Origin of the sequence: Amycolatopsis ponsaeliensis (assembly GCF_030182635.1) — a bacterium.
Classification (GTDB): Bacteria; Actinomycetota; Actinomycetes; order Mycobacteriales; family Pseudonocardiaceae; genus Amycolatopsis; species Amycolatopsis ponsaeliensis.
Map to the genome: position 1 here is coordinate 1 of NZ_JAPZLD010000016.1, position 17967 is coordinate 17967.

Consider the following 17967-nt stretch of genomic DNA (forward strand, 5'->3'; position numbering starts at 1 on the left):
CCGGGGCTTCGCCCCAGGCCGGGGGGTGCGCCCCCCCGCGCCCCCGCAAAGAAGGGGAGCCATCCCGGGGGTCGCCCCCCGCCGGGGGGGGCGCCCCCCCCGGCCACGCGGGGGGGGGGGGTGGTTGGGGGGGGGGGGAGCCCGCCCCGGGGCGGGGGGGCGCCGGCGGGGGGCCCCCCCCCACGGACGTGGCCGCGTTCGCCCGTTCGCACTAGCGTGGAGTTCGTGCGCCTGCTGAGGACACCGGACGACCGGTTCACGGACCTGCCCGACTTCCCCTTCGAGCCCCAGTACGTCGAGCTCGACGACCCGCACGGCGGCGTGATCAGAGTCGGCTACGTGGAGGCGGGACCCGCCGACGGCCGGCCGGTGCTCCTGCTGCACGGCGAGCCCAGCTGGTCGTTCCTCTACCGCAAGATGCTCCCGGTGCTGGCCGCGGCCGGGCTGCGCGCGATCGCGCCGGACCTGGTCGGCTTCGGGCGGTCCGACAAGCCCGGCGACCAGGTCGACCACACCTACGCGCGGCACGTCGAGTGGATGCGCGGCTTCGCGTTCGACGCACTGGATCTGCACGACGTGACGCTGGTCGGCCAGGACTGGGGCGGCCTGATCGGCCTGCGGCTGGTCGCGGAGAACCCCTCGCGGTTTTCCGGCGTCGTGGCGGCCAACACGGGCCTGCCCACGGGAGACATCGACATGCCTGCCGTGTGGCACTCGTTCCGGGAGGCCGTGGAGAAGGCCCAGGTGCTGGACGTCGCACGGTTCGTCCAGTCGGGCTGCCGCTCGAAGCTGTCCGAAGCCGAGCGGGTCGCCTACGACGCGCCGTTCCCCAACGAGATGTACAAAGCGGGCCCGCGGGCGATGCCGTCGCTGGTGCCGTACCGGCCGGACGACCCGGCTTCGGAGGCGAACCGCGCGGCGTGGAAGACGTTGACGGAACTGGAGATCCCGTTCCTGGTGGCGTTCTCCGACGGCGACCCGATCACCGGCGGGATGGCCCCGATCCTGCGGCGCTCGATGAAGGGCGCGCAGGGTCTGGACCACCCGGTGATCGCGGGGGCGGGTCACTTCCTGCAGGAGGACAAGGGCGAGGAGCTGGCCGAACACGTCGTGCGGTTCATCCGCAGTTGACGCTCAGATCCCCAGTGACTGGGTGCCGAGGACGGCGGCGAGCTCCAGGCGGTCGGCGTCCTCGGTGCCGGGCTCGGCGGTGTAGACGCTGATGCGCAGGTCATCGAGGGCGACGAGCAGCGTGTCGCAGTCGAGGGTGATCGGCCCGACCGCCGGGTGGTCGACGGTCTTGCGCCGGGACGGGTCGGCCAGGGGCGGCGGGGCTTCGGCGTCCCACAGCTCGGCGAACCGCGGGCTGCCGGCGGCCAGCTCGGCGATCAGCCGCCGCAGCGCGCGGTCGGCCGGGTAGCGCGAAGTCGTCAGGCGCAGGTCCGCCACGAGCCGGGCCTCGTGGTCGGCCTGTTCCCGCGGGGTGTGCACGACTCGCGTGGGCAGGCCGGTGACGTTGCGCCAGACGGCGTTGCGGTCCAGGCCGCGCCAGGTGCTCGTGTCGCCCATGAGCGCGTTGTAGGGCGCGTTGGCCAGCACGAGCGTCCAGCTGGCGTCGTACACGACGACCGGGGTGTGCGACAGCCGGTCGAGCAGCCGCTGCACGCTCGGGGTGACCCGCGACGGCACGACGTCCGGGCCGGGCGCGGCGTGCCCGGCCAGCCGGTAGAGCAGGTCCCGTTCGTGGTCGGCCAGGCGCAGGGCCCGGGCCAGCGACTCCACCACCTGCGCCGACGGCGCGGTCGCGCGTCCCTGCTCGAGCCGGGTCAGGTAGTCGGCCGAGATCCCGGCGAGCGTGGCCAGTTCTTCGCGGCGCAACCCGCTCGCGCGCCGTCGCCGGCCCACCGGCACCCCGACGGCCTCGGGCGCCACCCGGTCGCGCCAGCGGCGCACCGTCCGGCCGAACTCCCACGCCTCCACGCCGTCCATTCTGGACGAGCCGGCACCCCTTGTCCTGGTCCTGGCAGTCCTACGAAAACCGGACGCCTGGTTGCGGCGCGGGTGTGCTCGCAGGCTGGAGCCATGACCGAACCCGGAACCGTCCTCATCACCGGCCCGACCCGCAACCTGGGCCGCCACGCCGTGCTGGCCATGGCCGGCCGCCCGGAGGGGCAGCGACCCGACCTGCTGCTCGTCGGCCGGGCCGGGCGCGACCTGACCGCCGTCGCCGACGAGGCCCGCGCCCTCGGCGCCCGCGTCCGCGAGATCGGCTGCGACCTGGCGAGCCTGGCCGACGTCCGGGCCGCCGCGGCCACCGCACGCGAGCTGCTCGCCGACGGTGCCGTCCGTCCGCTGCGCGCACTGGTCGCCAACGCCGGCGTCATGTCGGCCGACACCCGGCAGGCCTCGGCCGATGGCCACGAGCTGACCTTCGCCGTCAACTACCTGGCCCACGCCCAGCTCGTCGGCGACCTGCTCGGCTCGTTCACCGCCCCGGCGCGGGTCGTGCTGATCGGCTCGAACACCTACCACGCCAACTTCTGGCGCAAGCTGCTCCACGTGCCCGCGGCCGAGTGGGCCGACCCCGTCGAGCTGGCCCGCCCGGCCACCGGCGAGCCGAGCATGGAGACGTCAGGCATCGCCTACTCCAACGCCAAGCTGGCGATCCTGTACTACGCCCACGAACTGCAGCGGCACACGGACGTCGACGTGTCCGTGTTCGAGCCGGGCTGGATGCCCGGCACCGCGCTGGGCCGCGGCGCCCCCGCGGCGTTCCAGGCGATGAGCCGCGCGCTGGGCCGGCTTCCCGGCGTCTCGACGCCCCAGCGCTCGGGGCCGCTGCTGGCCGCGCTGGCCCTCGACGACCGGTGGGCGCACCTGCGTGCCGGCGCGTTCGTGGTGAAGGACCGGCTGACCGAGGTCGAGCCGGTCGCCCACGACCGTGACCGGGAGCGGCGCCTGTGGGAGGCGACCGCCGAGCTGCTGGAGCGTTCGGGCTCGCCGCGTTAGGCGAGCGCCGCGTGCGTTGCCGCCAGGGAGTCCACGAGGATGTCCAAGCCCTCCTGGGCCTCCTCGGCGGTGAGCGTCATCGGCGGGCCCAGCCTCAGCACGTTTCCGTGCAAACCGCCCTTGCCGATCAGGAGCCCGCGCTTCTTCGTCTCCTCCAGCATCCGGGCCGCGGCCGCCACATGAGGTTCCGTCGTGCCCGGCTTGATCAGCTCGATGCCGATCATCAGGCCCTTGCCGCGCACCTCGGCCACCAGCGGCGAAGACGCGGCCCGGAGACCGGACAGCAGCTGCGCACCCCGGGCCGCGCAGTTGGCCTGGAGGTCGTGGTCCTTGATGTAGTCGAGCACCGCCGTCGCGCCGGCCATGGACACCGGGTTGCCGCCGAACGTCGAGAACGACTGGGCCTGGAAGCAGTCCAGGACGTCCCCGCGAGCGACCACGCCACCGACCGCGAGCCCGTTCCCCAGGCCCTTCGCGAACGTCATCATGTCCGGCGTCACGCCGTGCGCGTCGATGCCCCAGAAGTGCTCGCCCGTGCGGCCCCAGCCGGTCTGGACCTCGTCGGAGATGAACAGCACGCCGTAGGAGTCCAGGACCTCCTTCATAGCCCGGAACAGGCCGTCCGGCGGCAGGCTGAAGCCGCCGACGCCCTGGATGGGCTCGGCGATCAGGCACGCGACGTCGCCCGCCGTCGCCGTGTCCAGCACGTCCACCAGGTCCGCGACGCAGGCCTTGATGTAGTCGGCGTCGGACATGTCCCGGAACGGGCTGCGGTAGCGGTAGCCGCCGTGGACGTAGTTGACCTTGACCGGGCTCAGCGCCGACGCCGACCAGCCGCGGTTGCCGGTGATCGCGACCGTCCCGAAGGACCGGCCGTGGTAGGAGTTGCGCATCGCCAGCACCTGGTTGCTGCGCCGGAACTGCGTCGCGAGCATCAGCGCCGTGTCGTTGGCCTCGCTGCCGGAGTTGGTGAAGAAGACCTTCGCGTCCGGGATGTTCGACAGCTTCGCGATCCGCTCGGCCAGCTCGACCTGCGACCGGATCAGGTACAGCGTCGAGGTGTGCAGGATGCCGGTGTCGAGCTGCTTGCGGACCGCGTCGCCGATCTCGGCGACGTCGTAGCCCATCGAGTTGGTCAGCACGCCGGCGAAGAAGTCGAGGTAGGTGCGGCCCAGCGAATCGGTCATCCGCCGGTCGTGCGCGTGCACGATCTCGATCGGCTCTTCGTAGAGCAGGGACATCCAGGACGGCATCACAGCGCGGTGCCGGGCGAGCAGCTCGTCGGTCATCGAACGCCTCCTCGTGGTCTCAAGCGAGTATGAGGAGGCCGTGAACAGCGCTTCAACGATCAGACTGTCGGGATAACCCAGTAGGGACGCACAGTCTGTACGGACTACCCTCTGTCTTCGTGATTGACCCCAGGACTCTGCGCGATGACCCGGAAGCCGTGCGCGCGTCGCAGCGCGCCCGAGGCGAGGACGAAGGAGTGGTCGACAAGCTGCTCTCCCTCGACTCCCGGCGCCGCTCTTCGATCGCGGCCGCGGACAAGCTGCGCAACGAGCAGAAGATCCTGGGCAAGCAGATCCCGAAGGCGCCGCCGGAGGAGAAGCAGCAGCTGCTCGCGACGGCCAAGGAGCTCTCCGCGCAGGTCAAGGCCGCCGAGGCGGAGCAGAACACGTCGTCGGAGGAGTTCGACCAGCTCTTCCGCACCGTGGCGAACCTCGTCCACCCGGACGCGCCGGTCGGCGGCGAAGACGACTTCACCGTGCTCAAGCACGTCGGCGAGCCGACGAAGCTCGGCTTCGCCCCGAAGGACCACCTCGAGCTGCTCGAAGCGCTCGGCGGCGTCGACATGGAACGCGGCGCGAAGGTCTCGGGCTCGCGGTTCTACTTCCTCACCGGCGTCGGCGCTCAGCTGCAGCTCGGCCTGCTCAACATGGCCATCGCGCAGGCGCTCGAGAACGGCTTCACGCCGATGATCACGCCGTCGCTGGTCCGCCCGGAAATCATGGCCGGCACCGGCTTCCTCGGCCAGCACTCGAGCGAGATCTACCACCTCGAGGACGACGACCTGTACCTCGTCGGCACGTCGGAGGTGCCGCTCGCCGGCTTCCACGCCGACGAGATCCTCGACCTGAACGACGACGCGAAGCGCTACGCGGGCTGGTCGTCCTGCTACCGCCGCGAGGCCGGCTCGTACGGCAAGGACACCCGCGGCATCATCCGCGTGCACCAGTTCGACAAGGTCGAGATGTTCGTCTACACCAAGCCGGAGGACGCCGAGGCGGAGCACGCCCGGCTGCTGGACTGGGAAGAGCAGATGCTCGCGAAGATCGAGGTGCCCTACCGGGTCATCGACACCGCGACCGGCGACCTCGGCACGTCCGCGCACCGCAAGTTCGACTGCGAAGCGTGGATCCCGACGCAGGACACCTACCGCGAGCTGACCTCGACGTCCAACTGCACGACGTTCCAGGCCCGCCGGCTGTCGGTGCGCTACCGCGGCGAGAACGGCAAGCCGCTGATCGCCGCGACGCTCAACGGCACCCTGGCCACCACCCGGTGGATCGTCGCGATCGTCGAGAACCACCAGCAGGAGGACGGCTCGGTCCGCGTGCCGGAGGCGCTGCGCCCGTTCGTCGGCGGCAAGGAAGTCCTCACCCCCCGCTGATTCGGCGTTATGCCAGGTGCGCACCCGTTCGGCCCAGTAAGGTCCGGGCCGAACGGGAGAGGACTCTTCGCATGCGCATGAAGTGGCAGGTCGTCGCGGCCGTGGCGGCCCTGACCGTGGTGGTGTCCGGCTGCACGGTGGCCGTCGGCGGCTCGGCGTCGCCGGTGCCGGGCCAGGGCCCGATCGTCAAGGCGATCGACGCCTGTTCTCTCCTCGACGAGGGCCAGCTCGACGCCCTCGGCTACGACGCCAAGGGCCGTTCGGTGCCGGAGAACAAGGACCGGAACCAGACGGCGATGTGCCTCTGGAACACAAAGGACGACATCAAGCCGTCGGCGATCCTCAACGTCGGCTACACGACGGACATCGACTTCAACGAGTACATCGCCGGCGCCGTCCCGAAGGGCGACCCGCAGCAGATCGCCGGCTTCAGCTGGCGGCAGTACCCGTCGATCCTCTCCGACGACTGCGTGCTGTACGCGCTCCTCGGCGACAAGTCCTTCGCGTACGTCAGTGTGTCGGAACCGCCGATCGAAAAGTCGTGCGAGCTGGCGAAGGCGGCGGTCCCGCAGGTCGCGGCGCACCTGCCCGGCGGCCAGGACGCGCCGTCGATCACCCCGACGACGCCGGCCAAGACGGAGCCGGGCGGGCCGCTGCTGTCGGCCGACCCGTGCGCCATGCTGAAGCCGGACCAGGTGGCGCAGCTGAAGAACATCTCGCCGACCGGGGAGAAGGACACCTCGTCGTCGGTGCCCAACGCGACCTACTGCCTCTGGGACGACACCGACGGCGACGAGGGCCAGAAGGCGTTCGAGGTCTGGTTCGGCCCCAGCACGCCGGTCGGGGACTGGCCGGGCGCGAGCGGCGTTAGCCCGGCCGAGACCGTCGACGTCGGCGGGAAGAAGTGGGGCCTCTTCCCGAACATGGGCGGCCTGCGCGCGACCTGCGGCGCGACCCTGCCGATCACCGACACGTCGTCGGTGCAGGTGGTCAGCGGGTTCATCGGCGACGACACCAAGACCTGCGACGTCCTCAAGCAGGGCCTGCCGCTGGTGACGGCGAACCTGCCGAGCTAGCCCTCTGATACCTGGTCGGCGATGTGGCGCGCGATCTCCAGCGCGCTCGTCGCGGCCGGCGACGGCGCGTTCAGGACGTGCACCTGGTCGCGCGCGGTCTCGATGAGGAAGTCGTCGACGAGCGAGCCGTCGCGGCGCATGGCCTGCGCGCGCACACCGGAGCCGTGGCGGACGATGTCGTCCTCGGTGACGGCCGGGACGAGCCGGGCGAGGCTCGCGGCGAAGCGCTTCTTCGAGAACGAGCGCCGGACCTCCTCGAGCCCGGTCGGGAACGCGTACTTCTTCGCGAGCCGCCAGACGCCGGGGAAGGCCGCGACCTCGGCGACGTCCTTCGCGGAGAAGTCGGCCCAGCGGTAGCCCTCGCGGCGCAGCGCGAGCACGGCGTTCGGGCCCGCGTGCACGCTGCCGTCGAGCATCCGCGTGAGGTGCACGCCGAGGAACGGCAGCGTCGGGTCGGGCACCGGGTAGATCAGGCCCTTGACCAGGCCGCGGCGTTCGGGCTTGAGCTCGTAGTACTCACCCCGGAACGGCACGATCTTCGCCGACGGCGTCAGCCCGGCCAGCCGCGCGACGCGGTCGGAGTGCAGGCCGGCGCAGTTCACCAGCCCGTCCGCGACGATGACGTCTTCCCCGGTCGCGACCTCGACCCCGCCGGTGCTCCCGGCGCGGATGGCCAGCGCGGGGCTGTTCAGCCGGAGGTCGACGCCGGCCTCGTCGAGCAGCCGGACGAGCGCCTGGCAGACACCGGGGAAGTCGATGATCCCGGTGGACTCGACCCGCAGCGCGGCGACGCAGGCGACCTCGGGCTCGTACTCGCGCGCTTCGGCGGGGGAGATCTTCTTCGCCGGGACGCCGTTGGCCTCGGCCCGCTCGGCGAGCGTGTTCAGCGCCGGGATCTCCTTCTCGTCGGTCGCGACGACGAGCTTGCCGCAGACCTCGACGGGCACGCCGTACTGCCGAGCGAAGTCCACGATGGACCGGTTCCCGGCGACGGACATGCGCGCCTTGAAGGATCCGGGCTTGTAGTAGAGCCCGGCGTGGACGACGTTCGAGTTGTGCCCGGTCTGGTGCGCCGCCCACTGCGGCTCCTTTTCCAGCACCGTGACGTCCAGCCCGCGCCTGGTCAGCTCCCAGGCCACGGCCAGACCGACGATCCCACCCCCGACGACCACCACGTTGCGCACGATCGACCAGGCTACGCGAGCGGGGAAGGGACGTGACCAGTGACCACGGCCGCTCAGTCCACCAGCCCGGCCGTGGTCAGCGCCTTCTGGGTGCTCATCCCCAAGCCCGTGCCGTAAGCCCGCTCGAAACCGTCCGCCCCCAGCGACTCGACGACCCGCGCCCGCACCGACGAGACGTCCGGGTCGCCGCTGATGGCCGTCCCGCGCACGGACGCCGCCGTGCCCAGGAGCACTGCCGCCTGCTCCGGGCGCGACTCGGCCGCGGCAACCCCGGCCAGGCCCTCCAACGCGAACGCCACGACGTCGCCGGCGTGCCGTCGCCGTCCCGTGAGCAGCGCTTCGCGATGCAACTGGGCCGCTTCCGCGGTCCGGCCTTCCACCACCGAGAGCCAGCCGAGGGCGATCATCGCCGCCGCGCGGACCGATTCCGCCGAAAACGAGCCGGCCGGGCTCTCGGTCAGCGCGCGCTCGCAGAGCTCCCGGGAAGCGGGCAGGTCGCCGGCCAGCCGCGCCAGCGTCGCCAGGCCGATGTAAGCCGCGGAGCGGGATTCCGGCATTCCGGAGCGGCGGGCCGTCGCCGCGGCCAGTTCGTAGTCCGCGCGAGCGCCGGCGCGGTCGCCCGACAGCAGCCGGGTCCACCCGCGGCGGCAGATCAGGTCCGCGACGTCGTCCCGCGCGCCGATCTCGTGCATCAGGCCCAGCGCCTCGTCCATCATCGGCAGCGCGGTGCCGTAGTCGCCGCGCCACGTGAGCAGCTGCGACAGGTGGTCGAGCGCCATCGACAGGCCCCACCGCTCACCCAGCTCGCGGAACTGCGCCGCGCCCTCGCGCAGTCCTTCTTCGGCGCCGGCCAGGTCGCCGCTCATCATCGAGCGCAGGCCCATCCCCGTCGGCAGCAGGGCCCAGCTCCACGGGTCGCCGTTGGCCAGCAGAGCTTCGCCGCGGCCGAGCAGCTGCTCGTCGTCGTCCGGCGGACCGGCGACCACGCCCAGCAGCATCACCAGCATCGGGTGCCGGGGCGCCCAGTCCACACTCGTCGCGTACCGGTGGACCATCGGCAGGTACTGCTCCAAGGACTCGTCCGGCTGCCCGGACAGCGCGCCGAGCACGCACACCAGGAACTCCTCGACGTACTCCTCGCGCACTTCCGGCTCGCAGCGTCCGACGACCGCGAGCGACAAGCCGGCACCTTCGAACCGCCGTCCGCGCATCCACCAGTACATCGCCAGCAGCGGCACCAGCCGCAGCGCGAGCACGACGTCGTGCTCGGTCGCCCAGCGCAGGGCGGCCAGGAGGTTGTCGTACTCGGCGTCGATGCGGTCCAGCCACTCGAGCTGCGCCGCGGTCCGCAGCATCGGGTCGGCTTCCTCGGCGAACCGCAGGAAGTACTCGGCGTGCGCACGGTGGAACAGCTCGGTCTCGCCCGCGTCGGCGAGCTTCCCGGCGCCGAACGCGCGGATCGTCTCCAGCATCCGGAACCGCCCGCCGAGGGCTTCCACCAGCGACTTGTCGGCCAGTTCGAGGAGCAGGTCGGAGTCGGCGCCGCAGACCTCGGCCGCCGCCGCGAGCGTCGCGCCGCCGGGGAACACGGTGAGCCGCCGGGCGAGCTCGCGCTCGTCGTCGCCGAGCAGGTCCCAGCTCCACTCGACGACCCCGCGCAGCGAACGGTGCCGCTCTTCGGCCGTCCGGCTGCCTCGGGCGAGCAGCCGGAACCGGTCGTCGAGCCGGGCCGCGATCTCCCCGACGGCCAGGCTCCGGACGCGCGCCGCGGCCAGCTCCAGCGCCAGCGGCAGGCCGTCGAGGGCCGCGCAGACGTGCTGGACGTCGCCGATCGTCGCCTCGCCGACGGTGAACGCGGGGTCGCTCGCGGCCGCGCGGTCGGCGAACAGCCTGATCGCCGGGTACGCCAGTGCCTCCGCGGCGGGCGTCCCCGGCGGCGGGACGGCCAGCCGCGGCACCGGCGCCAGCTGCTCGCCGGTGATGCCGAGCGGCTCGCGGCTGGTGGCCAGCACCCGCAGCCCCGGGCACGCGCCGAGCAGCCGCGCGGCCAGCCGGGCCGCGACGTCGACGACGTGCTCGCAGTTGTCGAGCACGAGCAGCGCCGCCCGGTCGCGCAGCGCCGAGATCAGCCGGTCGGCCGGGTCCTGCGGGCCGCCGCGCGTGCTCTCGCGCAGGCCGAGCGCGCCCAGCACCGCGCCCGCGACGCCGTCGCCGCTGTGCGGAGCGAGTTCGACGAACGCGACCGGCCCGGTTTCCGTGGCAGCGATTTCTACGGCCAGCCGCGTCTTGCCGGTACCGCCGGGCCCGGTCAGCGTCACGAGCCGGCTGCGCTCCAGCAGCCCGGCCACCTGCCGCAGCTCGCCGGCCCGGCCGACGAAGCTGGTCAGCTGCGCGGGCAGCGCGGGGATCGCCGGCCTCTCGGTTTCGCCGCGCAGCACGGCGAGGTGGGCTTCGGCGAGGTCTGGACCAGGGTCGGCGCCCAGCTCGTCGGCCAGCGTGCGGCGGGCGTCTTCGAACGCGGCGAGCGCGTCGGCCGGCCGGCCCGCGGCGGCGAGCGCGCGGACCAGCTGCGCGTGTGGCCGTTCCCGCAACGGCTGCGCGGCGACGGTCTCGCGCAGCTCGGCGAGGACGTCTTCGGCCCGGCCCAGGGCCAGCCGGGCCTCGACGTGGTCGTCCGCCGCGTCGGCCCGCAGCTCCTCGAGCCGGGCGGCCTGGGCGGCGGCGAACGGGGCGTCGGCCAGGTCGGTGAACGCGGCTCCGCGCCACAACGCCATCGCTTCGCCCAATGTGGACGCCGCGCGTGCGTGCTCGCCGTCCTTCAGCAGCGCCCGGCCTTCGCGCGCCAGGCGTTCGAAGGCGTGAACGTCCACTTCGTCCGGTTCGACGACCAGGCGGTACCCGGCGGCGGTGAACTCGACCGGGGCCAGCTCCTTCAAGGCCGTCCGCAGCCGGGAGACCTGCGACTGGAGGGCGTTCGCCGCGCCGTCCGGCGGGAATTCGCCGTACATGCCGTCGATCAGCCGCTCGGCGGGGACGAACCGCCCGGCCTCCAAGGCGAGCAGCGCCAGCAGCGTCCGCGACCGCGGGCCGCCGACCGGCAGCTGCGTGCCGTCCGGGCGCCACGCGGCGACCGCCCCCAGGACCCCGAATCGCATGGACCCAGCCTAGAACGTCCGCCGACCAGGGAAAGTTTTCACTCGAAAGTGGTCTTCGGCGTGGGGCTGTGAATCACCTGAGCGAGCGTATATACACTTCGCCGGGTCCCCACGCAATGGGAGAGGTATGTCGACCGACAGCATTGCCCTAGGTCAGCCGACCGTGGGCGAAGAAGAGCTCGCCGCCGTAGCCGAGGTCTTCCGATCCGGCTGGCTGGCCGGAGCCGGACCGGCGTGCCGCCGCTTCGAGGAGCGGTTCGCGCAGGTCACCGGCACCGCGCACGCGTTGACGACCGCGAACTGCGGCTCCGCGCTCTTCCTCGGCCTCAAGGTACTGGGCGTCCGGCCCGGCGACGAGGTCATCGTCGGCGACTACACGTTCCCCGCCACCGGCCACGCCGTCGTGCAGGCCGGCGCGACTCCGGTGTTCGCCGACATCCGCCCGGACGTCTTCAGCGCGGACCCGGCCCACGTCGAGTCCCTGATCACCCCGAAGACCGTCGGCATCCTCGTCGTCGACGTCGCCGGCCAACCGGGCGACTTCGACGAGTACCGCGCGATCGCCGACAAGCACGGTCTCTGGCTCTTCGAGGACGCCGCCTGCGCCGCGGGCGCGACGTACAAGACGCGCCCGGCCGGCAGCCTCGCCGACCTCGCCGCGTTCTCCTTCCACGGTCGCAAGGGCATCACCGCGGGCGAGGGCGGCGCGCTCGTCTCCGACCGCGAAGACCTCATCGCGCACGCCCGCAAGCTGCACACCTACGGCATCGAGCCGGCGATCAGCCGCGAAGGCTCGAACACGCTGCCGATCCCGGAGTTCCACGAGCTCGGCTACAACTTCCGCATGTCGGACGTCCAGGCCGCGATCATGAACGTCCAGCTCGACCGGCTGCCGGACCTCCTCGCCGCCCGCCGTTCGGTCGCGAAGCGCTACCACGAGGCCTTCGACGACGTCGCCGCGCTGACCGTCCCGGTGGAACTGTCCGATCGCGAGCACCCGTGGCAGGCCTACCTGCTCACGGTCGCGCCCGAGGTCAGCCGCGACACCCTCGCCCTGCGGATCCGTGAGCAGGGCGTCCAGTGCAACTTCGGCACCTACGCCTCCCACCTCCAGCCGATCTACGGGCCCCAGACCCCGCTGCCCGTCTCCGCCGACGCGTTCGCGCGCCAGCTCGCGATCCCCATGCACGCGAACCTCACCGACGCCGAAGTGACGCGCGTCGGCGAGGTCGTGCGCGAAGCCGTGCAGTCCCTGTCCTGAAGCCGCCCTACCGAGGAGAATTTGGTGTCCGACAAGAAGGTGCTCTTCACCGGGGCGGGTGGGTTCATCGCCGCGCACGTCATCCCGCTGCTCATCGAGGGCGGCTACACGGTGCGGATCTTCGACAACATGACCCGCGGCGACCGCGCCCGCGTCAACGAGTTCGTCGCCACCGGCAAGGTCGAGCTGGTCGAGAAGGACGTCCGCTACGGCGGTGCGGTGCGTGAGGCCATGCGCGGCTGCACGCACGTCATCCACTTCGCCACGGTCTCGATCAACAAGTCGATCGCCGACCCGCACGAGTCGTTCGACATCAACATGACCGGCAACCACAACGTGTTCGCCGCGGCCGCCGACGAGGGCGTCGAGCGCTTGGTGTTCGCGTCGACGGCGTCGGTCTACGGCGAGCCGAAGCGCCTGCCGATGCACGAGGACGACGAGCTCAAGCCGCTCACGCCGTACTGCATCTCGAAGCGCGCGGGCGAGGACATGCTCGGGTTCTACGAGCGCCAGAAGGGCCTGTCCTGGAACGCGCTGCGGTTCTTCAACGTGTACGGCCCCGGCCAGAAGATCGAGGCCTACTACACGTCGGTGATCAACCACTTCATCCAGCGCCTGCGCGCCGGCCAGCCGCCGATCATCGACGGCCGCGGCGACCAGTCGATGGACTTCGTGCACGTCAGCGACCTCGCGCGGGCCGTCGTCGCCGCGCTGGAGTCCGAGCAGGCGAACCTGCCGATCAACATCGGCACCGGCATCGACACGTCGATCGCCGCGCTGGCCAAGATCCTGATCGAGGCCGTCGGCGTCGACGTCGAGCCGCTGTTCAACGAGCGTGACGTGCTGGTCTCGCGCCGCGCCGCCGACATCACCCGCGCCCGCGAGGTGCTCGGCTGGGAGCCGCGGATCACTGTCGAAGAAGGCATGCGACAGCTGGTCGAGGACTCAGAGTGAGTACCACCGCGGGCCCTGCCCGAGGACGTGCGATGCGCATCGCGGTGGTCAACAACTTCTTCCCGCCCCGGGTGGGCGGGAGCGCGCACATGTCGGCGTCGCTCGCGGCGCAGTTCGTCGAGTCCGGGCACGAGGTCCTGGCGATCACGGCCGCCTACGCCGACGCCCCGGCCGAGGAGGAGCGCGACGGCTACCGCGTCGTGCGCCTCCCGGCGGTGAAGATGCCGCAGGTCGGCCTGTCGATCGACTTCGACATGAGCTTCGCGTCGCTGCGGCCGGGCAACTGGCGGCGGCTGTGGAAGCTGCTGAACGAGTTCAAGCCGGACGCGATCCACCTGCACGGCCAGTTCTTCGACCTGTCGTGGCTGGCCGGGATCTACGCGCGGCGGCGGAACATCCCGGTGCTCCTGACCATCCACACCCTGCTGATCAGCGACAACAAGCTGTACGGCGGCGTGTTCCGGATGCTCGACTCGGTGCTGGTGAAGCCGATCCTGCGCTACATCCGGCCGAAGTACGTCATCCTGGACAAGCTGGGCGTCGACTACTGCGTCGAGCGCTACGGCACCAGCGACGCGAACTCGGAGTACTTCCCGATCGCGGTCGACACGGGACACTTCGCGAAGCCGGTGACGAAGGACGTCCGCGCGGAGCACGAGATCGGGGACGCCCCGCTGATCGTCTCGCTCGGGCACGTCATCCCGCTGCGCAACCGGCTGCCGCTGATCGAGGCACTGCCGTCCATTTTGGACAAGCACCCGGGCGTGCGGGTGGTCGTCGTCGGCCGCGTCTACCACGACGCGTTCCTCAAGCGGGCCGCGGAACTGGGCGTTTCGGACGCACTGGTCGTCACGGGCGCGGTGCCGAAGGCCGACGTCCCGGCGTACTTCGCGGCGGCGGACATCGTGACGCACGACCTCAACGGCGGCTGCGGAACGGCGTCGCTGGAGGCGATGCTGTCCGGCACGGCGACGATCGCGTCGGTCACCGAGGACAACTACCCCGGCATCGAGCTGCGCAACGGCGAGAACGTGCTGCTGGTCCGCCCGGACGACGCGGAAGCCGTGGCGCGCACGGTGATCGAGCTGCTCGACGACCCGGAGCGCCGCGCGCTGATCGCCCAGCGCGAGAGCGAGATGGTGCGGTCGAACTTCGGCCTCGACGTCGTCGCCGAGGAACACCTTCGTACGTTCGAGAAACTGGTGTCGGAAGCGGATGTTCTTCGATGACGAGCGCAGCCACCGGCTGCGCCCGCAGATCCTGACCGAGCTCGTCTCGCAGTACATGAACGACGCCGAGCGGGCGCAGTTCTACGGCCTGCCCTCGACGTGCCGGGTACGCGAGCGCGTGAAGATCATCAGCCCCGAGAACCTCAAGATGGGCGACCACTGCTGGGTCGGCGAGGGCGCGGCCCTCGACGCGAGCGGCGGCCTGGAGATCGGCGAGCACACCAGCATCGGCCTGAACACGCTGATCTTCACGCACTCGAGCTGGCTCGCGAACATGACGCTGCAGAACCATTCGGGCAGCGACCTGATCGAGCGCAAGCCGGTCAAGATCGGCAAGGGCTGCTTCATCGGCGGCCTGGTGGTGATCATGGCGGGCGTGACGATCGGCGACTTCGCGACGGTGCAGCCGAACTCGGTGGTGGCGAAGGACGTCCCGCCGCGGACACTGGTGGCGGGCAACCCGGCGCGGGTGTTCCAGCGGTACGACGAGGAGTACATCCAGTCCGAAGTGGACCGGGTCCGGGCGGAGAACGCGCGGCGCCGCGAGCTCGCGGAGTCACACGGGCAGAACACTTCGGGCTGGGGAGCCCCATCGGGCGACTACTCGGAGCAGTAGCTTTGTGGCAGCCTGACGTGCGAAGATGACGTCCAGTTACTGCGGCGAGGAGAAGGCGATGAGTGTCATGGAGTGGCCTCACCACCTCTTGTCCCTTGAAGACTGGATCGACCTGCCGGAAACCCCGGAGTACCAGGTCGAAGCGGTCGAAGGGGTTCTCGTCGTGGCGCCGCGTCCGATGCCATTCCACCAGTGGGCTGTTACGAGACTGGGCTACTTGATCAACGAGCAGCTCCCGGAGGAGTACTGCGCGCTGAGCGAGGTCGAGATGGTCGTCGCGGAGGCGCCGCTGACCGTCCGCGTGCCCGATGTGATCGTGGGCCCGACCGCCGTGGTGGAGACCAACCCGGCGCGGCTGAACGCCGCCGATGCGCGGCTGGTCGTCGAGGTGTTGTCCGAGGGCACCAGGCGGACCGACCAGGTCACGAAATTCTCCGAGTACGCCGAGGCCGGGATCGAGTACTACTGGATCGTCGATCTCGCTCGTCCGGCCAGCGTGATCGCTTACCGTTTGGTCGACGAGGACTACGAGAGTCTCGGCGAGCAGTCCGGCGTCGCCGAACTCGACTTCGACGGCGACGTGCTGACCATCGACCTGGATGCGCTCACCACCCGGCGCGCCCAGCGTCCTTAGCGCCGGTCCGCCGGCTCACGAAGTGGATGACGGCGACGCCGACGTGGTCGCCGGCGCCGCCGTCGTGGAGCCGCCCCAACACGCTGTGACGCAGGTCAGCAGGCAAGCGGCGGCGAAGCTGGCCCCCGAGAAGCGCACGCAACACAATTTAGTGCCCCGTAACCGAGCGCAGGATTGCGGTTACGCAACGTTTCAGCCGTGGCCGACGTCCGTGTTGCCCCCGGGCAGCTTGTTGCCGGCCGCGTCGTAGGCCTTCAGGCGCGCCGGGTCGGGGGCCCCAGGTCGAACCAGAACACGACCACGTTCGGGTCCGCGCTCCACCGCGCCTGGTGCGCGACGCCCGCCGAGCTCGTGATCTTCGCCGCCGGGCCGACGTAGTAGCCGAACGTCGGCACGTCGTGGCCGTTGGCGTTCAGCCCGCCGCTCACCGCGTGGAAGCCCGGCGCCTTGTCGGACCCCGACGTCTCGTTCGTGATGACGAGGTCCTCGCCGGCGCGCGTCCCGGCCATGATGCCGAACGTCGTCTGCGGGAGCCGCGGCTCCCGCAGCTTGACGCCGTAGAAGACCAGGTCGCCGAGGCCCGACGGGATCACCTCGCCCAGCACCTCGTGCTCGGGCTCGGCGTCGCGGGTCGGCGGCGGGGAAACCGGCGCGGCGGCGAGGGCGACCGGGGCCGTGGGTGCGGCCGGTGCCGCGTTCGCGCTGGTCAGCACGCCGGACACGGCCAGCGCGCCGCACGCGGCGACGACGGTTCCGGCGATGACGAGGCGTTTCCTCATGCGAATTCCTCCCTCGGAGACAAGATCGTCGGGAAGAACGACGGGCGTACGCTCGAAAAGGTTGAGAGCAACCTTTCCGCGGCCCGGCCGTCGCTGGGAGGGACGGAACGGGGTGAGGCATGGCGCGCGGCGACGAGGAGTTCGCGGACTTCGTGCGCGCCTCCTCGGCCCGGCTCACCCACGCCGCCTACCTGCTCACCGGTGACCGCCACCAGGCGGAGGACGCCGCGCAGACCGCCTTCACCCGCACCTACGCGGCCTGGTCGCGGGTCCGGCACAAGGACGCCTACGGCTACGCCCGCACCGTCCTGATGAACCACGTCATCGACGGCTGGCGGCGCCCGATCCGCGAGTACGCCACCGAGGCGATGCCCGACCAGCAGGACCGCTTCGACGTCGACAAGGCCGTCACCCAGCGCGCGTGGCTCACCGCCGTGCTGCGGACGCTGACCGACCGCGAACGCGCCGTCGTCGTGCTCCGCCACTTCTTCGACCTGCCCGAAGCCGACGTGGCCCGTGAGCTCGGCGTTTCGCTGGGTACCGTGAAGAGCACGAACTCGCGCGCGCTGGCCAAGCTGCGCGTCGAGGCCGGCACCGGTGAGGACACGCTGATCGGAGGGAACGGGCGATGAACGACCTCGACGACTTCCGCGCCGCCCTCCGGCAGCCGCCCGACGAGCCCTTCGCCGAGCCGGACCTGGCCGAGATCATGGCCGGGGGCACGCGCATCCGGCGTCGCCGCCGCGTGTTGACGACCACTGCGGGCATTGCCGCCGCGGCCGCCGTCGTGCTGGTGGTCGTGTTCGCCGTCCAGGTGCGCCAGCCCCCGCCCGCGCCGGTCGCGCAGCCGCCGGCCCCCTCGGCGTCGTCCGCTCCCGCGTCGACCAGCTCCCCGCCGGAACGGCCGCCGATCGGCGACGTCGTCGGGACGGGGATCCGGACGCAGGCCGGCGAGATCGTCTTCTTCGCGCGGGCCATCGACGAGCCGCAGATCCTGCCGGACATCCACTTCGGCCTGGTCGCCGGATTCCGCTCCGGCACCTCGCTGCAGGCCGCGCTGGCCACGAACGAGGTCCGCGGCTCGGACCGGTCGTTCGGCTTCCACGCCACCGACGGCGGCGAGCTCATCAGCGACCAGCTCATCCCGGTCTTCGGCTACTTCGCCGGCCCGGCGGCGCGGATCACCACGACGGTGCACGGCAAGACCGTCGAGGCCACCCTGACCAAGTGGACCGAGGACCCGAACGTGGTCTTCTTCTGGTTCGACCCCGTCGCCGTGCCGGACTCGGCGTCGCTGACCCCGCTGATCGCCTACGACCCGAACGGCAAGCGGCTCACCAAGTAGCCGGGCGGCCGGTCGGCGGTACACGACGGCCCCGCGCGGGCGTAAGACGGCAAC

At 71.5% G+C, this 17967-nt stretch carries 16 protein-coding genes; 11 read left to right on the forward strand and 5 right to left on the reverse strand.

Annotated features, from left to right (window positions below; genetic code table 11):
* The first annotated feature begins 225 nt into the window (after positions 1–225).
* Positions 226–1131: a haloalkane dehalogenase gene (locus tag QQ657_RS23600; RefSeq protein ID WP_434056770.1), complete on the forward strand. Its 906-nt coding sequence runs from the start codon at positions 226–228 to the stop codon at positions 1129–1131.
* A 3-nt stretch (positions 1132–1134) separates the two neighbouring features.
* Here QQ657_RS23600 and QQ657_RS23605 read toward each other — a convergent pair whose 3' ends face one another.
* Positions 1135–1980, reverse strand: a complete 846-nt coding sequence (locus QQ657_RS23605; RefSeq protein ID WP_491047356.1) for a helix-turn-helix transcriptional regulator — start codon at positions 1978–1980, stop codon at positions 1135–1137.
* A gap of 102 nt (positions 1981–2082) precedes the next feature.
* Between QQ657_RS23605 and QQ657_RS23610 the strand changes: the two genes are divergently transcribed.
* Positions 2083–3009 (forward strand): SDR family NAD(P)-dependent oxidoreductase, encoded by a 927-nt coding sequence (locus QQ657_RS23610; protein WP_284744403.1) that lies wholly within the window; start codon positions 2083–2085, stop codon positions 3007–3009.
* On the opposite strand, the gene QQ657_RS23615 is transcribed toward QQ657_RS23610, so the two are convergent.
* Positions 3006–4298 carry an aspartate aminotransferase family protein gene (locus tag QQ657_RS23615; protein ID WP_284744404.1) on the reverse strand — a complete coding sequence of 431 codons (1293 nt, stop codon included), beginning with the start codon at positions 4296–4298 and terminating at the stop codon, positions 3006–3008. The two genes, QQ657_RS23610 and QQ657_RS23615, sit on opposite strands and share 4 nt — an antisense overlap.
* A gap of 119 nt (positions 4299–4417) precedes the next feature.
* Between QQ657_RS23615 and serS the strand changes: the two genes are divergently transcribed.
* Complete coding sequence (gene serS / locus QQ657_RS23620; protein ID WP_284744405.1) at positions 4418–5680, forward strand: serine--tRNA ligase; 1263 nt, start codon at positions 4418–4420, stop codon at positions 5678–5680.
* A 71-nt stretch (positions 5681–5751) separates the two neighbouring features.
* Positions 5752–6756 carry a DUF3558 family protein gene (locus tag QQ657_RS23625; RefSeq protein WP_284744406.1) on the forward strand — a complete coding sequence of 335 codons (1005 nt, stop codon included), beginning with the start codon at positions 5752–5754 and terminating at the stop codon, positions 6754–6756.
* Here QQ657_RS23625 and lhgO read toward each other — a convergent pair.
* Positions 6753–7940 (reverse strand): L-2-hydroxyglutarate oxidase, encoded by a 1188-nt coding sequence (gene lhgO, locus QQ657_RS23630; protein WP_284744407.1) that lies wholly within the window; start codon positions 7938–7940, stop codon positions 6753–6755. The two genes, QQ657_RS23625 and lhgO, sit on opposite strands and share 4 nt — an antisense overlap.
* Positions 7941–7993: 53 nt before the next feature.
* Positions 7994–11095, reverse strand: coding sequence for an AfsR/SARP family transcriptional regulator (locus QQ657_RS23635; RefSeq protein ID WP_284744408.1), 3102 nt, complete (start codon positions 11093–11095; stop codon positions 7994–7996).
* A gap of 127 nt (positions 11096–11222) precedes the next feature.
* Here QQ657_RS23635 and QQ657_RS23640 point away from each other — a divergent pair, with 127 nt between their 5' ends.
* Genes QQ657_RS23640 through QQ657_RS23660 form a run of 5 tightly spaced genes read left to right on the forward strand, consistent with a single transcriptional unit; the run spans position 11223 to position 15789 of the window.
* A complete protein-coding gene (locus tag QQ657_RS23640) occupies positions 11223–12356 on the forward strand; it encodes a DegT/DnrJ/EryC1/StrS family aminotransferase (protein WP_284744409.1) in 1134 nt (377 codons plus the stop codon).
* A gap of 24 nt (positions 12357–12380) precedes the next feature.
* Entirely contained in the window at positions 12381–13310 is a 930-nt protein-coding gene (locus QQ657_RS23645; protein ID WP_284744410.1) for an NAD-dependent epimerase/dehydratase family protein, read from the forward strand.
* Between the two features lie 32 nt (positions 13311–13342).
* Positions 13343–14539, forward strand: coding sequence for a glycosyltransferase family 4 protein (locus QQ657_RS23650; protein WP_284744411.1), 1197 nt, complete (start codon positions 13343–13345; stop codon positions 14537–14539).
* Positions 14526–15155: an acyltransferase gene (locus tag QQ657_RS23655; RefSeq protein WP_284744412.1), complete on the forward strand. Its 630-nt coding sequence runs from the start codon at positions 14526–14528 to the stop codon at positions 15153–15155. Before QQ657_RS23650 ends, QQ657_RS23655 begins: the two co-directional genes overlap by 14 nt.
* Positions 15156–15180: 25 nt before the next feature.
* Positions 15181–15789 carry a Uma2 family endonuclease gene (locus QQ657_RS23660; protein WP_284744413.1) on the forward strand — a complete coding sequence of 203 codons (609 nt, stop codon included), beginning with the start codon at positions 15181–15183 and terminating at the stop codon, positions 15787–15789.
* 254 nt (positions 15790–16043) lie between these two features.
* On the opposite strand, the gene QQ657_RS23665 is transcribed toward QQ657_RS23660, so the two are convergent.
* Positions 16044–16568 (reverse strand): hypothetical protein, encoded by a 525-nt coding sequence (locus tag QQ657_RS23665; RefSeq protein WP_284744414.1) that lies wholly within the window; start codon positions 16566–16568, stop codon positions 16044–16046.
* Between the two features lie 119 nt (positions 16569–16687).
* Here QQ657_RS23665 and QQ657_RS23670 point away from each other — a divergent pair, with 119 nt between their 5' ends.
* Positions 16688–17200: a SigE family RNA polymerase sigma factor gene (locus QQ657_RS23670; RefSeq protein ID WP_284744415.1), complete on the forward strand. Its 513-nt coding sequence runs from the start codon at positions 16688–16690 to the stop codon at positions 17198–17200.
* Entirely contained in the window at positions 17197–17913 is a 717-nt protein-coding gene (locus QQ657_RS23675; RefSeq protein ID WP_284744416.1) for a hypothetical protein, read from the forward strand. The genes QQ657_RS23670 and QQ657_RS23675 overlap by 4 nt, the downstream gene beginning before the upstream one ends.
* Positions 17914–17967: the final 54 nt, after the last annotated feature.